General features: G+C 74.0%; 12 protein-coding genes. 6 read left to right on the top strand and 6 right to left on the bottom strand.

Translation table 11 applies throughout. The features are described 5' to 3' along the window. Positions 1–4 precede the first annotated feature (4 nt). Positions 5–1879 carry an ABC transporter ATP-binding protein gene (locus tag SM573_RS09905; RefSeq protein ID WP_474615933.1) on the top strand — a complete coding sequence of 625 codons (1875 nt, stop codon included), beginning with the start codon at positions 5–7 and terminating at the stop codon, positions 1877–1879. Then, complete coding sequence (locus SM573_RS09900) at positions 1876–3762, top strand: ABC transporter ATP-binding protein (protein WP_474615932.1); 1887 nt, start codon at positions 1876–1878, stop codon at positions 3760–3762. The genes SM573_RS09905 and SM573_RS09900 overlap by 4 nt, the downstream gene beginning before the upstream one ends. Positions 3763–3768: 6 nt before the next feature. Here the strand turns inward: SM573_RS09900 and SM573_RS09895 are convergent, their stop codons facing one another. Beyond that, a complete protein-coding gene (locus SM573_RS09895) occupies positions 3769–4422 on the bottom strand; it encodes a nitroreductase family protein (protein WP_474613614.1) in 654 nt (217 codons plus the stop codon). A gap of 64 nt (positions 4423–4486) precedes the next feature. On the opposite strand from SM573_RS09895, the gene valS reads away from it, so the two are divergent. Next, the gene (gene valS / locus SM573_RS09890) at positions 4487–7102 is read left to right on the top strand and encodes a valine--tRNA ligase (RefSeq protein ID WP_474615931.1); all 2616 of its coding nucleotides are present in this window, start codon (positions 4487–4489) and stop codon (positions 7100–7102) included. A 118-nt stretch (positions 7103–7220) separates the two neighbouring features. On the opposite strand, the gene SM573_RS09885 is transcribed toward valS, so the two are convergent. From SM573_RS09885 to SM573_RS09865, 5 genes are all read right to left on the bottom strand, one after another. Next, positions 7221–7871, bottom strand: coding sequence for a hypothetical protein (locus tag SM573_RS09885; RefSeq protein WP_474613612.1), 651 nt, complete (start codon positions 7869–7871; stop codon positions 7221–7223). 170 nt (positions 7872–8041) lie between these two features. Continuing rightward, positions 8042–8752 carry an ABC transporter permease gene (locus tag SM573_RS09880; RefSeq protein WP_474613611.1) on the bottom strand — a complete coding sequence of 237 codons (711 nt, stop codon included), beginning with the start codon at positions 8750–8752 and terminating at the stop codon, positions 8042–8044. A 7-nt stretch (positions 8753–8759) separates the two neighbouring features. Beyond that, the gene (locus tag SM573_RS09875) at positions 8760–9719 is read right to left on the bottom strand and encodes an ABC transporter ATP-binding protein (protein WP_474613610.1); all 960 of its coding nucleotides are present in this window, start codon (positions 9717–9719) and stop codon (positions 8760–8762) included. After that, the gene (locus SM573_RS09870; RefSeq protein ID WP_474613609.1) at positions 9716–10603 is read right to left on the bottom strand and encodes an ABC transporter permease; all 888 of its coding nucleotides are present in this window, start codon (positions 10601–10603) and stop codon (positions 9716–9718) included. Before SM573_RS09870 ends, SM573_RS09875 begins: the two co-directional genes overlap by 4 nt. Beyond that, positions 10596–11510: an ABC transporter ATP-binding protein gene (locus tag SM573_RS09865; RefSeq protein WP_474613608.1), complete on the bottom strand. Its 915-nt coding sequence runs from the start codon at positions 11508–11510 to the stop codon at positions 10596–10598. The genes SM573_RS09870 and SM573_RS09865 overlap by 8 nt, the downstream gene beginning before the upstream one ends. A 236-nt stretch (positions 11511–11746) precedes the next feature. On the opposite strand from SM573_RS09865, the gene cysC reads away from it, so the two are divergent. The 3 genes from cysC to galT all read left to right on the top strand — a co-directional run bounded on the left by cysC (position 11747) and on the right by galT (position 15317). Then, positions 11747–13276, top strand: a complete 1530-nt coding sequence (gene cysC, locus SM573_RS09860) for an adenylyl-sulfate kinase (protein ID WP_474615930.1) — start codon at positions 11747–11749, stop codon at positions 13274–13276. Positions 13277–13436: 160 nt separating this feature from the next. After that, positions 13437–14240 carry a DeoR/GlpR family DNA-binding transcription regulator gene (locus tag SM573_RS09855; protein ID WP_474613606.1) on the top strand — a complete coding sequence of 268 codons (804 nt, stop codon included), beginning with the start codon at positions 13437–13439 and terminating at the stop codon, positions 14238–14240. After that, on the top strand, positions 14241–15317 hold the full coding sequence (gene galT / locus SM573_RS09850; RefSeq protein ID WP_474613605.1) for a galactose-1-phosphate uridylyltransferase: 1077 nt from the start codon (positions 14241–14243) through the stop codon (positions 15315–15317). Positions 15318–15505 lie beyond the last annotated feature (188 nt).

The raw sequence follows: 15505 nt of genomic DNA, 5'->3' as shown, positions 1-15505 counted from the left end.
GGTAGTGCCTGCGGAGAGCGAGGGCGACCCGGCCGTCCGGGTCGCCGCGGGCCCCCACCCGCTGCACAACCTCTGGCGGCTGCGCCGCTACCTGCGCCCGTACGCCGTCGAGTTCGCCTGGCTGCTGCCCGCCTCGCTGGCCGCCACCGGGGCGGGCATCGCCGTACCGCTGGTCGTGCAACGGGTCGTGGACGGGCCGGTGGCCCGGCACGACCCGGTCGGCCTGCTCCAGCTCGGCGGAGTGGCGCTGCTGCTGGGGCTCGCCGAGGCGGTGCTGATCTTCCTCCGCCGGTGGGTGCAGTCCTCGTCCGCGGTGGGCATGGAGGCCGCGCTGCGCGCCGACATCTACGCCCACCTGCAACGGCTGCCGGCGAGCTTCCACGACCGGTGGCAGTCCGGCCAGCTGCTCTCCCGGATCACGGGCGACCTGTCGGTGATCCGCCGGTTCCTCTCGTTCGGCCTGCTGTTCCTCGTCCTCAACCTGTTGACCTACGCGGTCGTGGTGGTGCTGCTCATCCGGCTGCACCCGGCGCTCGGGCTGCTGGTGGCCGCGAGCGCCGTGCCCCTGTTCCTGATCACGCGCCGGTTCGCGCGGCGCTACCACGCCGCGTCCCGCCGGATGCAGGACCAGCAGGGCGACGTGGCGACGCTGGTCGAGGAGACCGCGCAGGGGCTGCGCACGATGCGGGCGTACGGGCGGGGGCCGCAACTGGTGGCCCGGTTCGGCGGCGCCACGAGCGCGCTGCACGACACCGGCGTGGGCAAGGGCCGCCTGCTGGCCCGCACCTCCGCCCTGCTCGACCTGGTGCCGAACCTGACGCTGGCGGCGGTGCTGGTCGCCGGGGCGGCCGCCGTCGCGCAGGGCGTCCTCACCCTCGGCGAGCTGGTCGCCTTCGTGAGCCTCCAGCTCATGCTGACCTGGCCGGTGCAGTCACTGGGCTGGATCATCGCGAACGGGCAGGAGGCGGCGACCGCCGCGGACCGGGTCCAGGAGGTGCTGGACACTCCGCCGCGGATCGTCGACGCCCCGGGCGCGATCGCCCTGTCCCGCCCGGCGGTGCGGGGGCGGCTGCGGTTCGAGCGGGTGTCGTTCGCCTACCCGGGCACCGCGGAACCGGTGCTGCGGGAGGTGGACCTGACCGTCGAACCGGGTGAGACGCTGGCGTTGGTCGGCGCGACGGGCTGCGGCAAGAGCACGCTGCTCTCGCTGGTGCCCCGGTTGCACGACGTGACCGGCGGCCGGATCACCCTGGACGGGCACGACCTGCGCGCGCTGCGGCTGGACTCGCTGCGCCGGCTCGTCGGCGTGGCGTTCGAGGAGCCCACCCTCTTCTCCATGTCCGTGCGGGAGAACCTCACGCTGGGCCGCCCCGACGCGGGCGAGGACGAGGTGCGGGCCGCACTCGCGCTCGCGCAGGCCGACTTCGCGTACGACCTGCCGTGGGGGCTCGGGACGCGGGTGGGAGAGCAAGGACTCTCGCTCTCCGGCGGGCAGCGGCAGCGGCTCGCGCTGGCCCGCGCGGTGCTCGGCCGGCCCGCGCTACTCGTCCTCGACGACCCGCTCTCCGCCCTCGACGTGCAGACCGAGGCGCTGGTGGAGGCGGCGCTGAAGCGGGTGCTGCGGGAAATCACCGCGTTGCTCGTCGTGCACCGGCCGTCGACCATCGCGCTCGCCGATCGGGTGGCGCTGCTCGAACACGGGCGGATCGTCGCCGTCGGCCGCCACTCCGACCTGCTCGCCACCGTTCCGGCGTACCGGGAGCTGCTCAGCGCCGAACCGCCGCGCCCGCCCGCGGCGCCGGCCGCGCCGGCGACGGACGCCGGGACCGGGCCGGCCTCCGGCGCGGCGCCGGACGGGCAGGGGCTGGTGCGGTCGTGACGGCCAGGGTGCCCCGCCCACGGCCCGCGGCCGGCGGCGGCGAGGCGGAGCTCGACCGGTGGCGGGGGCAGGCCACCGACCCGGAGGCGGACCGCAGTCACGCCGAGGAGGCCACGCCGGAGGCGGTCGCCCGGCTGCGCGCCCGCAGCCGGGCGCTCCTGGGCGACCTGCTGCGCCCCCACCGCCGGCGGCTCGCCGGGGTGGTCGCGCTGCTGCTCGCCCAGAACGGTGCCGCGATGGCCGGCCCGTACCTGGTCATGCTCGGCATCGACCGGGGCATCGCACCGCTGCGGGCGGGCGACCCCGGCCCGCTGATCGCCGTGGCCGGGGCGTTCGGGGCGGCGGCGCTGGCCGAGTACGTCGCCCGCCGCGGCTTCCTCACGCTCTCCGCGCGGATCGGCCAGGCCGTCCTGCTCGACCTCCGCCGCCGGGTGTACGCGCACTTCCTGCGCCTCTCGGTCGCCTTCCACGAGCGGTACACGTCCGGCCGGGTGGTCTCCCGGCTCACCAGCGACGTCGACTCGATCGCCGAACTCGTCGACGGCGGCATCGACAACCTCGTGCTCGCCGTGATCTCCATCGTCTCGGTGGCCGCCGTCCTGCTCTGGCTGGACCCGCCCCTGGCCGGGGTGACCCTGCTCGCCTTCCCGTTCCTGTTCTGGCTCTCCCGCTGGTTCGCGCGGGCGTCGGCGGGGGCGTACCGGCGCACCCGCGAGGCGGTGGCCCTCGTGATCGTCCACTTCGTGGAGTCCATGCGCGGCATCCGGGCGGTGCAGGCGTACCGGCGGGAGCCGCGTAACCAGCGCATCTTCGAGGCGCTCAGCGACGACTACCGCCGTGCCAGCCTGCACGCGTTCCGGCTGATCGCCACCTACTCGCCCGGCATCAAGGTGATCGGCAACGTGACGGTGGCCGCCGTGCTCTGCTACGGCGGTTGGCGGGTGCTCGGCGGGCAGACCCAGATCGGCGTGCTCGCCGCGTTCCTGCTCTACCTGCGCCGGTTCTTCGAACCGATGCAGGAGCTGAGCCAGTTCTACAACTCGTTGCAGTCGGCCACCGCGGCGCTGGAGAAGCTCGCCGGCGTGCTCGACGAGCGGCCGGCGGTGGCCGAGCCGGCCCGGGCCGTGCCGCTGCCGGGCGGCCCGGGCCGCGGGGAGCTGCGGTTCCGCGCGGTCTCCTTCGGCTACCGCCCGGGAACGCCGATCCTCGCCGACCTGGAGCTGGCCGTGCCGGCCGGGCAGACCGTGGCGCTGATCGGGCCGACCGGCGCCGGCAAGTCGACCATCGCGAAGCTCGTGGCCCGGTTCCACGACCCGGACGCCGGAACGGTCAGCCTGGGCGGCGTCGACCTGCGCGACCTGGCCGACGCCGACCTGCGCCGCGCGGTGGTGCTGGTGACGCAGGAGAACCACCTGTTCACCGGCACCGTCGAGGAGAACATCCGGTTCGGCCGCCCGGACGCCGACGACGGCGCGGTGCGGGCGGCCGCGCGGGCGGTGGGCGCCCACGAGTTCATCGCGGCCCTCCCCGACGGGTACGCCACCCAGGTGCACCGGCGCGGCGGGCGGCTGTCCGCGGGGCAGCGCCAGCTGGTCGCGTTCGCGCGGGCGTTCCTCGCCGACCCGACGGTGCTGGTGCTCGACGAGGCGACCTCGTCGCTGGACGTGCCGACGGAGCGGCTCGTGCAGCGGGCGCTCGGCACCATCCTGCGGGACCGCACGGCGCTGGTCATCGCCCACCGCCTCTCCACCGTGGAGATCGCCGACCGGGTGCTGGTGCTCGACGGCGGGCGGATCGTGGAGGACGGCGCACCCGACCGGCTCGCGCGCGCCGGTGGCCGGTACGCGGCGCTGCACCGCCAGTGGCGGGAGTCCCTGCGCTGAGTCGGCTCACCAGCGGTCGACGTGCAGCACCTCGTCGAGCGGCTGGCGCGTCGCCGGCCGGAAGCCGTCCCCCGTGTACCACGCGGTGGGGACCAGCGCCGCCTGGCGCACCTCCTCGGGGAGGCCGAGCAGCTCGGCGACCTCCGCCTCGTACACCAGGTGCAGGCTCGTCCAGGCGGTGCCGAGACCGCGCGCCCGCGCGGCGAGCATGTAGCTCCACACCGCCGGCAGCAGCGACCCCCACAGCCCGGCCTGGTTGCCGGAGGCCAGCTCACCGCCGCCGTCGAGGCGAAGGCAGGGCACCAGCAGCACCGGCACCTGACCCATCCGGTCCCCGAGCCACGCCACGCTCTCACCCACCCGGCGCTGCACGGCCGCCCGGGCCGGGTCGCCCGGGAAGAGCTTGGCGGCCGACGCCTCCGACGCCAGGTAGGCGTGCACCGCCCGCTGGTAGAGCAGGCCGATCTCGGCCCGCAGCATCGGGTCGGTCACCACCACGAAGTGCCACCCCTGGCGGTTCGAGCCGGTGGGCGCCTGGAGCGCGATCTCCAGACACTCGCGGACCAGCTCCATCGGCACCGGCCGGGTCAGGTCCAGCCGCCGGCGGACCGTACGGGTGGTGGTGAGCAGCTCGTCGGGGTGGAGCGGAAGCGTCGGCACGAATTCCATCGTGGCACGGCGTTATGCCGTGGTCCGGCCGTTGGCGGCTGCCTACCATCGCAGGATGACCGATACGGCGAGGACGGCCCGCGCCGGCGTCCCCGAGCGTCCGACCCTGGACGGCATCGAGGAGACCTGGGCGCGCCGCTGGCAGGAGGAGGGCACGTACGCGTTCGACCGGCCGAGGCCGGCCGTACCCGCCCCTGGCGCGGCGACGCGCGCGCCGGGCCGCGGCGGCCGCCGGGAGGACGTCTACTCCATCGACACCCCGCCGCCGACCGTGTCGGGCGAGCTGCACATGGGGCACGTGTTCTCGTACACGCACACCGACATCGTCGCCCGGTTCCAGCGCATGCGGGGGCGGACGGTCTTCTACCCCATGGGCTGGGACGACAACGGCCTCCCGACCGAGCGGCGGGTGCAGAACGTCTACGGGGTGCGCTGTGACCCGGAGCTGCCCTACGACGCGGCCTGGCGGCCACCGGCCACCCCCGTCGGCGACGAGGCCCGGAAGAACCCGACCCCGATCTCCCGCCGCAACTTCATCGAGCTCTGCGAGCGGCTCACCGTCGCCGACGAGCAGGTCTTCGAGGCGCTCTGGCGGCGGCTCGGCCTGTCGGTGGACTGGTCGCTGACCTACACGACGATCGGCCGGGTGGCCCGGGCCACCAGCCAGCGGGCGTTCCTGCGCAACCTGGCCCGCGGCGAGGCGTACCAGGCGGAGGCGCCGACGCTCTGGGACGTCGGCTTCGCCACCGCCGTGGCGCAGGCCGAGCTGGAGGACCGGGAACGCCCGGGCGCCTACCACCGGCTGCGCTTCACCGGGCCGGGCCGGCGCCAGGTGCTCATCGACACCACCCGCCCGGAGCTGCTGCCGGCCTGCGTGGCGCTGGTCTGCCACCCGGACGACGAGCGGTACGCCGACCTCGTGGGCGGCACCGTCCGCAGCCCGCTGTTCGGGGTGGAGGTGCCGGTGCACGCGCACCCGCTCGCCGACCCCGGCAAGGGCACGGGGATCGTCATGGTCTGCACGTTCGGCGACCTCAACGACGTGACCTGGTGGCGGGAGCTGCGGCTGGAGACGCGGGTGGTGATCGGCCGGGACGGCCGGCTGCTGCCCGAGGCCCCGAGCGGCGTGCCGGCCGAGCCGTACGCGGCGCTGGCCGGGCAGACCGTCAACGGCGCCCGCCGGGAGATCGTCGGCATGCTCGCCGACGCGGGTGACCTGGTCGGCGAGCCGCGGCCGATCACGCACCCGGTGAAGTTCTACGAGCGGGGCGACCGGCCGCTGGAGATCGTCTCCACCCGGCAGTGGTATCTGCGCAACGGCGGGCGCGACCCGCGGCTGCGGGAGGAGCTGCTGGCCCGTGGCCGGGAGCTGCGCTGGGTGCCGGAGCACATGCGGCACCGCTACGAGCACTGGGTGGGCGGGCTCACCGGTGACTGGCTGGTCAGCCGGCAGCGCTTCTTCGGCGTGCCGGTGCCGGTGTGGTACCGGCTCGACGACGCTGGCGAGCCGGACTGGACCCACCCTCTCACGCCGGACGAGTCCGCGCTGCCCATCGACCCGTCCACCGACGCGCCCCCGGGCTACGACGAGTCCCAGCGCGGCCAGCCCGGCGGCTTCGTGGGCGACCCGGACGTGCTGGACACCTGGGCCACCTCGTCGCTGACCCCGCAGATCGTGGGCGGGTGGGAGACCGACCCGGAGCTGTTCGCCCTGGTCTTCCCCATGGACCTGCGCCCGCAGGGGCACGACATCATCCGCACCTGGCTCTTCTCCACGGTCGTCCGGTCGCACCTGGAGCACGGCGTGCTCCCCTGGCGGGACGCGGAGCTGTCCGGCTGGATCCTCGACCCGGACCGGAAGAAGATGTCCAAGTCCAAGGGGAACGTGGTCACCCCGATGGCGCTGCTGGAGCAGAACGGCTCCGACGCCGTGCGGTACTGGGCGGCGAACGGCAAGCCCGGCATGGACCTGGCCTACGACCCGGCTCAGATCAAGGTCGGCCGGCGGCTCGCCACCAAGGTGCTCAACGCGTCGAAGTTCGTCCTCGGGCTGGGTGCCGCCGACTCGTTGCGCACCGCCGCGGGCGAGCCGCTGGACCGGGCCATGCTCGCGGAGCTCTCCGCCGTGGTCACCGCCGCGACGACCGCACTGGAGGCGTACGACCACACCGCCGCGCTCCTGGCCACGGAGGCGTTCTTCTGGCGGTTCTGCGACGACTACATCGAGCTGGTCAAGGAACGCGCGTACGGCACCGGGCCGGGGGCCGCCTCGGCCCGCGCCGCGCTGGCCAGCGCCCTCTCGGTGCAGTTGCGGCTCTTCGCCCCGGTGCTGCCGTTCGTCACCGAGGAGGTCTGGTCCTGGTGGCGGTACGGCTCGGTGCACCGTGCGCCGTGGCCGACCACCCACGAGGTGGGCCGGGCGATCGAGGGCGAGGGTGACCCGGAGCTGCTCCGGATCGCCGGTGACGCGCTCAGCCAGGTGCGACGGGCCAAGTCCGAGCGGAAGCTCTCGATGCGGGCGGAGGTGCCGCTCGCCGAGGCGCTCGGCCCGGCGGCGCTGCTGGAGAAGCTCACGCTCGTCTCCGACGACCTGCGGGCCGCCGGCCGGATCGGCAAGCTGGACATGCTCCCCGACCGCACCACGGAACTGGTGATCGCGTCCGCGTTCTGACGGACCGGCCCGCGTGCGACGCCCGGAGACGGGCTCCGGACGCGCTCAGGGACTGTGCCGCCTCGACATCGCGCGAGGCGGCACATCCCTGTGGTGCGGGCCCGGGGTGGTCCGGCGGTCACCAGCCGCGCAGGAAGCGCAGGCCCAGCAGGAAGGCGACCACGGCCGGCCCCACGAGCAGGGTGATCGCCTGGAGCCGGTACGGCATCCGGTGGCGGGTCAGCTCGACCGCGTTGCCGAGCACGATCACCCCGGCCAGCATCAGGAAGGCACCCCACCAGCCGACGTCACCGAAGTCCACCACGTCGAGGACGATCAGTTGGAACGTCGCGCCGAGCAGCACGCCGGCCAGCCCGAGCAGCGCCACCGCCCGGTGCAGCCCCCGGGCCAGCGGGTGCGCCGGTCGCCACACGTAGGTGCCGGCGACCGCCAGGCACGGGACCATGATCATGGCGGGCCAACCGCGCCCCATCACGCCGAACATGAGCAGCGCGCCGGTGGTGAAGACCAGGGTGCCGGCGCACGCGACCACGTATCCGGCGAACGCCCGGCCACCGCCGCGGGCCAGCAGCGGGCCGCCGCTGGCCGCGATCAGCGCGCCGGGGATCAGCACGAACCCGGCCCACCAGTGGAAGTGCCCGCTGCTGCGGGCGATCGTGGTGACCGCCGCGGCGGCCAGCCCGGCCACCGCCAGGCTGACCAGCCAGTGCCGCCCGGCACCCGGGTACGACGCCCGTCCCGCCATGATCTGTCCCACTTCCGCACTCACGTGTCCAGCCTCGCCGACCGCGCCGGCCCGGTCCATCCGGCCAGCCCTACCTTCGCAGGGCCGGTCAGCAGGAGTTCCCGCCAGCGTTCCGGCCAGCGGGAGTTCCCCGCCAGCAGGAGGCCCCCGCCGACGCGTCCGGTCGGCGGGGGCCTCCTCTGGTCGGACGGGCGTCAGCTCGTCTCGCCGGCGACGCTGAACGAGCGCAGCCGGTCGATCGCCAGCACGGTGAAGCCGACGCTGATCAGGACGCTCATCACCGCCGCCACCGGCACCGAGACGTCGGCCTCCAACAGCCCGCTCGGGGCGATCCGGTCGGCGAGGGCGATGACGTACTGCTGGACGGAGAGCACCTTGGTGCCGCTCACGAAGTTGCCGAGCAGGCCCTCCCAGATCAGCACGTAGACGAGCCCGAGCAGCACCGGTCGCCGGGTGAGCAGGCTGAGCGCCAGGAACAGCGCCGAGTACGCCAGCGCGCCGACGCACGCGGCGGCGGCGAGCCCCAGACCGAGACGTACCGAATGGGCCAGCACGCCCGCGACGTAGATGGGCACGGCGACGGTGACCGCGGTGACCCCGGTCGCCACCGCGAGCTTCGGCAGCACGATCTGCCAGCGCGGCAGCGGCTTGGTGAGGATGTGCACCACCGTGCCGTCGTCGATCTCCGCGCCGAGCACGCCGGTGCCGACGATCAGCGCGACCACCGGGAGCACCACGGCCAGCCCGAGCCCGACCAGGACCGGCGGCCCCCACTCGCCGGGATCCACACCGAGGCCACGGGAGAGCACGGCGAGCAGCACCAGCACCACGGGAAGCGGGAAGAGGATCAGGAAGCGGCGGCGGCCGAAGAGTCCCCGCGCGGTGATCCAGGAAACGGTAGACATCTCAGCCTCAAGCCTCCACCAGGTAGGAGAAGACACTCTCCAGGGATTCGTCCTCGGGCACCAGCTGCCGGACCCGGATGCCCTTCGTCAGCGCGATCCGGGGCAGCGCCCGGGTGAAGGCGCCGTAGTCGCCGGCCCGCACCGTCAGACCGCCGCGACCCAACTCCACACCGGTCACCGAGGGCTCCGCCATCAGTGCGACGGCCAACGCCCGGTCGTCGGTGGAGCGCACCGCGAACACGTGCGGCCGGTTGGTCATCAGCCGGCGGATCGTACGGAAGTCGCCGGACGCGGCCAGCCGGCCGGCGACCATCACCTGGACCGTGCCGGAGACCTGCTCGACCTCCTCGAGGATGTGCGAGCTGAACAGGATCGTCCGGCCCGCGTCACCGAGGCGGTGCAGCAGTTCCATCATGTGCAGCCGCTGGCGCGGATCCATGCCGTTGAACGGCTCGTCGAGCAGCAGCACCTGCGGGTCGTGCACCAGCGCCGCGGCCACCCGGGCCCGCTGCCGCATGCCCTTGGAGTAGGTGCCGATCCGCCGGTCCTGCGCGCTCTCCATCTCCACGAGGGCGATGGCCCGGCGGGCCGCCTCCTGCGGGTCGGGCAGCCGGTGCAGCTTCGCGCTGGCCAGCACGAACTCGTACGCGCTCAGGAAGGTGTGCACCGCCTCCCGTTCGCTGACCAGGCCGAGTCGCCGGTAGACGTCGGGGTTGCGCCAGGTCGGGGCGCCGTCGAGGGTCACCGTGCCGCGCGACGGGGCGAGGAAGCCGGCCATCATGTGCAGCAGGGTGGTCTTGCCCGCGCCGTTCGGGCCGAGCAACCCGGTGACACCCGGGCCGAGGCTCATGCTCACGTCGTTGACCGCGACCACGTTGCCGTACCAGCGGGAGACGCCGGCCAGGTCCAGGGTGCTGGTCGCGGCGGCGCCGGCCACCGCGGTGTTCTCGACGCTCGTCGTGGTCATCGGGCGGCCACCTTCCGGTATCGCAGCAGCAGCAGGGCGACGCAGGCGGCCACCAGCAGCACGGCGGCGACCGCGTAGACCGGGCCGAAGCCGCCGATCAGCGAGTGGGCGGCGGCGCCGCCCTCGGTGACCAGCAGGTCGCCGAGGGACCACACCCCGACGCCCTGCACCAGCGTGGACGGCGAGGCGAGCCCGGCCAGCTCGTTCAGCGTCCGGGACGGCATGATCGACAGCGTGCCGACGATCGGGGTGGTCATGAGGAACACCGCCACGATCCCGCCGGCCGCGAACGCCCGCTTGCCGGTGAGGGACGCGACCAGCAGGCCGACCGAGGCGAACACCACCGCCCAGAGCCCGGCGTAGAGCAGGCCCGGCAACAGGTCGAACACCTCGTTCCACACCCCGCGCATCCCCTCGTCGGTGGTGAACGCGGCACCCAGGAACATCACCAGCTGTGGCCCGCCGAGCAGCAGCCAGAGCGCGGTCATCATGGCCAGCAGCTTGGCCATCGGGTAGTCGGAGCGGGGCAGCGGGCGGGAGAAGTAGAGCGGGAGCACCCCGCTGCGCAGGTCCCGGGAGACCAGCTCGGGCGCGACCACCGCCACGAAGAAGATGACCAGCCAGCTCATGTTGTCGGCGAACTGGGCGTAGGTCAGCACGACCTCGCCGATCTGGCTACGGACGGCCGTGGCGCCGGCGGCAACGATGGTGACGATGCCGACCACCAGCCAGGGGAAGATCTTGGCCTTGGCGCTGCGACCGAACCCGAACGCGGTCCGCAGGCCGTGCAGGTAGAGCGCCCCGAACACCGCCCGGCGCCCCAGCCGGGGGCCGGTGTAGCGCTGGTAGCCGATGTCGTGGATGACGCCGGTCGGCTCAGACATGGCTGGGCTCCCTCGTGGCGAACAGCTCGGCCACCCGGTGCCGGCGCTGGTCCAACCGGTGCAGCGGCAGGTCCAGCTCGGCGACCGCGCCGAGGATCAGGTCGTAGGTGGCGTCGTCGGCCAGCTCGACGAGCAGCAGCCGCCCGTCGCGCCGGACGGGAAGCTGGAGCGCGGCGAGACGGGCGGCCAGCTCCTCGGTGCCCTCGCTCACCTCGACGGCGAGCACGTCGGTGGCCGACGTCATGGCCGAGATGTGGTCGGCCCGCAGCAGCCGGCCGCCGTCGATGGCGACCAGGGTGTCGCAGATCCGTTCCACCTCGCCGAGCAGGTGCGAGCAGACCAGCACCGAGATGCCGAACTCGGTGCCGATGCGGTGCACCAGGGCCAGCATCGCGTCGCGGCCGGCCGGGTCGAGGCCGTTGGTCGGCTCGTCGAGCAGCAGCAGGTCGGGGTCGTGCACCAGCGCCTGGGCGAGCTTCACGCGCTGCTTCATGCCGGTGGAGTAGCCGCCCACCGGGCGGTAGCGCTCCTCGTAGAGCCCGACGTGCCGCAGCGCCTCGGAGGCCCGCTCCCGGGCGACCGTCCGCGGCAGCCCGCTGATCCGCCCGAGGTGGGTGACCAGCTCGGCGGCGCTCAGGTCGGGCGGAAGGGCATCGTGTTCGGGCATGTAGCCGACCCGGGCGCGGACGGCGGCCGAGTCGGTGGTCGGGTCGAGGCCCAGCACCCGGACCCGGCCACTGGTGGGTGCGAGCAGGCCGAGCAGGATCTTGATCAGGGTCGACTTGCCGGCGCCGTTCGCGCCGACCAACCCGATGATCCCCGGCTCGACCGCGACGGTGAGGTCGGCCAGCGCCGTGACCCCACCCCCGTACGTCTTGGTCAGCGACTCGGTCGCGATCAGTGTCACGCGCCCAGCGTAGGCAGTCCGGGCGTGTCGCGGGACCTGCCGCGCCCCGGGCGCGCCCCTGAACTCCGCCGGACCCGTCCCCTAAGGTCCGCGCTTCCCCGCCGCGCTCGGCGTCGCGCCGGGCAACCCGAAATTCGACGATCACCGCTCCCGTCGGGTCTCGGTAGTGGAGTGGCGCCCTCGACCGATCGCCGGTCTACTGCGAAACTGTGTGCCGGCCAGCGAGTGGGGGTGTGATGAACAACGGGTGGACACTGCCCGACGAGATACTCCGTGACGCACCGGCGTACACGCCGCGCCCCGGGGAGCTGGCCGACCTGGAGTTGCTGCTGACCGGGGCCTACACCCCGCTGACCGGCTTCATGACCCGGGCCGACCTGGTCTCGGTCAGCCGTCGTGGCCGGCTCGCCGACGGCGCCCCGTGGCAGGTCCCGGTGACCCTCCAGGTGCCGGTGGCACTCGCCAACGGGCTCGACCCGCGCGACCCGGCCCGCCGCACGCTGGTGCTCACCGACGGCGAGGGCGCCCCGATGGCCGCACTGGACGTGGCCGACGCGTGGCCGGTCCGCGACGGGGTGGCGGGCGTCGGCGGCGCCGTGCACCGGCTGGGCGACGGCACCCACGGGCCGTTCCAGCGGCTGCGCCGCGACCCCGAGGAGGTCCGTGCCCTGCTGCCACCGGGCCGGGTGCTCGGGGTGATCGCCGACCGACCGCTGCACCGGCCGCAGCTCGCCCAGATCGCGCACGCCGTGCGCACCCTCGGCGCCCACCTGCTGGTCCTGATCCCCGTCGGTGAGGACGGCAACGGTGAGTTGCCGCCCGAGTCGCTGGTGCGCGCCGTGTTCGCCGCACGGGACCGGATGCCGCCCGCGACCCTGGTCGCCGTGCCGCTGTCCCGGCGGCCCGACGAGATCAGCGACGCACTGCTGCGGGCCCGGGTGTCGGCCGCGTACGGCGTCACCCACCTCCTCTCCACCGGCGAGATGCTCTCCGGTGCCGGGCTACGGGTGCTGGTGCCGCGGGAGCTGGCCTACGACAACCGAGACGGGCAGTGGCGGTGGCGGGAGGACATCCCGCCGCGCAACCGGCGCCTCGCGCTGACCCAGGAGGAGATCGACGACCTGCTGGACCGGGGCTTCCCGCTGCCCGAGTGGCACACCCCGCCCGCCGTGGCCAAGGAGCTGGCCCGCGCCCGGCCGCCGCGCCGGCACCGCGGCCTGGTCGTCTTCCTGACCGGGCTCTCCGGGTCGGGCAAGTCGACCATCGCCCGGGGGCTGTCCGACGCGCTGCGCGAGAGCGGCGACCGGACGGTGACCCTGCTCGACGGGGACGTGGTGCGCCGGGAGCTCTCCGCCGGGCTCGGCTTCAGCAAGGCCGACCGGGACCTGAACGTGCGCCGGATCGGCTGGGTGGCCGCCGAGATCGCCCGCCACCGTGGTGTCGCGATCTGCTGCCCCATCGCCCCGTACGCGGCGGCGCGGGCCACCGCCCGGCAGATGGCGTTCGCCGCCGGGGCGGGCTTCCTGCTGGTGCACGTCGCCACCCCGCTGGAGGTCTGCGAGCGGCGCGACCGCAAGGGCCTGTACGCGCGGGCGCGCGCCGGCCTGCTCACCGGGATGACCGGCATCGACGACCCGTACGAGGAGCCCACCGACGCCGACCTGGTGGTGGACACCAGCCACCTCACCGTGGAGGAGGCCGTCCAGGCCGTCCTGCACCATCTGACCGAGACCGGCTGGGTCGAGCCCAAGCTCCCGACCCTCTGAGATCCCGCGCCGACCGGTCGGCCCGCCGCGCGCGGCCGGCCGGTCGGGCGCGCCCACCCCCGATTCTTCCGCCGCCTCCGCACACGCGCTAATGTTCATTCTTGTTGGAACACGTTTGACCACGTGAGAGTACGGATATCGGGCCGGGAGGTACGGCGGGATGCTGGCACAGCAGCGGCAGGCGGCCATCCTGGAGCGGGTCCGCGCGACGGGCGGGGTCCGCGTCACCGAGCTGGCCGCCGAGTTCGGCGTCTCGGACATGACCATCCGGCGCGACCTGGAGTCGCTGCACGAGCGCGGCCTGCTGGCCAAGGTGCACGGCGGCGCCACCGTCGCCGGCCCCGGCTCCACCGACGAACCCGGGTTCCGGGCGAAGTCGGTGCGCCAGCCGGGCGAGAAGGCCGCGATCGCCGCCCGGGCGGCGGAGCTGGTCCGGCCCGGGGCGGCGATCGCCCTCTCCGCCGGCACCACCACCGCCGAGCTGGCCCGCCGGCTGGTGGAGGTGCCCGGCCTGACCGTGGTGACCAACTCGCTGCCGGTGGCCGAGATCCTGCACGCCGGGGGCCGGCCGGACCAGACGGTGGTGCTCACCGGCGGGGTGCGGACGCCGTCCGACGCTCTGGTCGGCCCGCTGGCCGTCGGCGCGATCCGGTCGCTGCACCTGGACCTGCTGTTCCTCGGCGTCCACGGGATCACCGAGCGGGCCGGGTTCACCACACCCAACCTCATGGAGGCCGAGACCGACCGGGCGCTGGTCGCGGCGGCGGACCGCCTCGTGGTGCTCGCCGACCACACGAAGTGGGGCACGGTGGGGATCTCCTCGATCGTCGAGCTGACGGCGGCCCACGTACTGATCAGCGACGACGGGTTGCCGGACGAGGCACGGCGGGTACTCGTCGAGCGCGTGGGCGAACTGGTGATGGTGACGGCGTCGGGCACGCCGACGAGTGGAGGGGCGTGCTGAATGAAGCGCACCGCGATCCGGCTGGCCGACGGCCGGGAACTGATCTACTTCGACGAGCGGGACGACGCCGTGCGCGACCAGCCGGACCGTCGGGAGCTGCCGTCCCTGCCGCCCGCGTCCCAGCTGCGCTACGACCCACTGACCGACGAGTGGGTGGCGGTCGCCGTGCACCGGCAGACCCGCACCTTCCTCCCGCCGGCGAACGAGTGCCCCCTCGACCCGTCGGTGGGTGACCGGCTCACCGAGATCCCGGCGCCCGACTACGACGTGGTGGTCTTCGAGAACCGCTTCCCGTCGTTGAGCGGCCGGGTGGCCGACGAGCCCGGGGAGATCACGCCGTTCACGCCGCTGCGACCCGGCGTCGGCCGGTGCGAGGTCGTCTGCTTCACCTCCGACCACGACGCGTCGTTCGCCAGCCTCTCCCCCGGCCGGGTCCGCACCGTGATCGACGCGCTCGCCGACCGGACGGTGGCGCTCGGCGAGCTGCCCGGAGTGGAGCAGGTGTTCTGCTTCGAGAACCGGGGCGTGGAGATCGGGGTGACCCTGCACCACCCGCACGGCCAGATCTACGCGTACCCCTTCATCACGCCCCGCACGCGGTCGATGCTCGACGCCGCCCGACGGCACGCCCAGCGCACCCTCGGCGGCAACCTCTACGCCGATGTGCTCGCCGCCGAGCGGGCCTCCGGCGAGCGGGTCGTCCTGAGCAACGAGCACTGGACGGCGTACGTCCCGGCGGCCGCCCGTTGGCCCTTCGAGGTGCACGTCGCGCCCAACCGGCCGGTGCCGGACATCCCGGCCCTGGACGACGCGGAGCGGGACGCCTTCGCGCCGCTCTACCTGGACCTGCTGCGCCGCTTCGACGGGCTGTTCGACATGCCCATGCCCTACATCGCGGCGTGGCACCAGGCACCGGTCCGCGTCGATCGCGAACTCAGCCACCTGCACCTGCAGCTGTTCAGCATCCGGCGGGCGAAGGACAAGCTGAAGTACCTGGCCGGCTCCGAGTCCGGCATGGGCGTCTTCATCAACGACATCGCCCCGGAACGCGCCGCCGAGCTGCTGCGCGCCGCCTGACCGGCCGAAGCCCTGGAAACAGGGCGCGGGGGGCCCGGGACAGGGCCCCCCGCAGGGAAGGGACGGCTGGCTGTGAACGACAGCCGGGAAGGCTGATCGGCCTCGGGCCGCGCGGGCTACCGCGGTCAACCTTCCAGGACGCGACTGGCATCTCGTCCACCCTGGTCAACGAGGCGCGCCGACACAGG

Source organism: Micromonospora xinjiangensis (assembly GCF_056150165.1).
This window is presented reverse-complemented; position numbering and strand designations above follow the sequence as displayed.

Excerpts from the sequence above, each read along its gene's own strand:
- valS (WP_474615931.1), top strand. The coding sequence starts at position 4,487 with ATGACCGATACGGCGAGGACGGCCCGCGCCGGCGTCCCCGAGCGTCCG.
- SM573_RS09880 (WP_474613611.1), bottom strand. The coding sequence starts at position 8,752 with ATGTCTACCGTTTCCTGGATCACCGCGCGGGGACTCTTCGGCCGCCGC.
- SM573_RS09875 (WP_474613610.1), bottom strand. The coding sequence starts at position 9,719 with ATGACCACGACGAGCGTCGAGAACACCGCGGTGGCCGGCGCCGCCGCG.
- SM573_RS09870 (WP_474613609.1), bottom strand. The coding sequence starts at position 10,603 with ATGTCTGAGCCGACCGGCGTCATCCACGACATCGGCTACCAGCGCTAC.
- cysC (WP_474615930.1), top strand. The coding sequence starts at position 11,747 with ATGAACAACGGGTGGACACTGCCCGACGAGATACTCCGTGACGCACCG.
- SM573_RS09855 (WP_474613606.1), top strand. The coding sequence starts at position 13,437 with ATGCTGGCACAGCAGCGGCAGGCGGCCATCCTGGAGCGGGTCCGCGCG.
- galT (WP_474613605.1), top strand. The coding sequence starts at position 14,241 with ATGAAGCGCACCGCGATCCGGCTGGCCGACGGCCGGGAACTGATCTAC.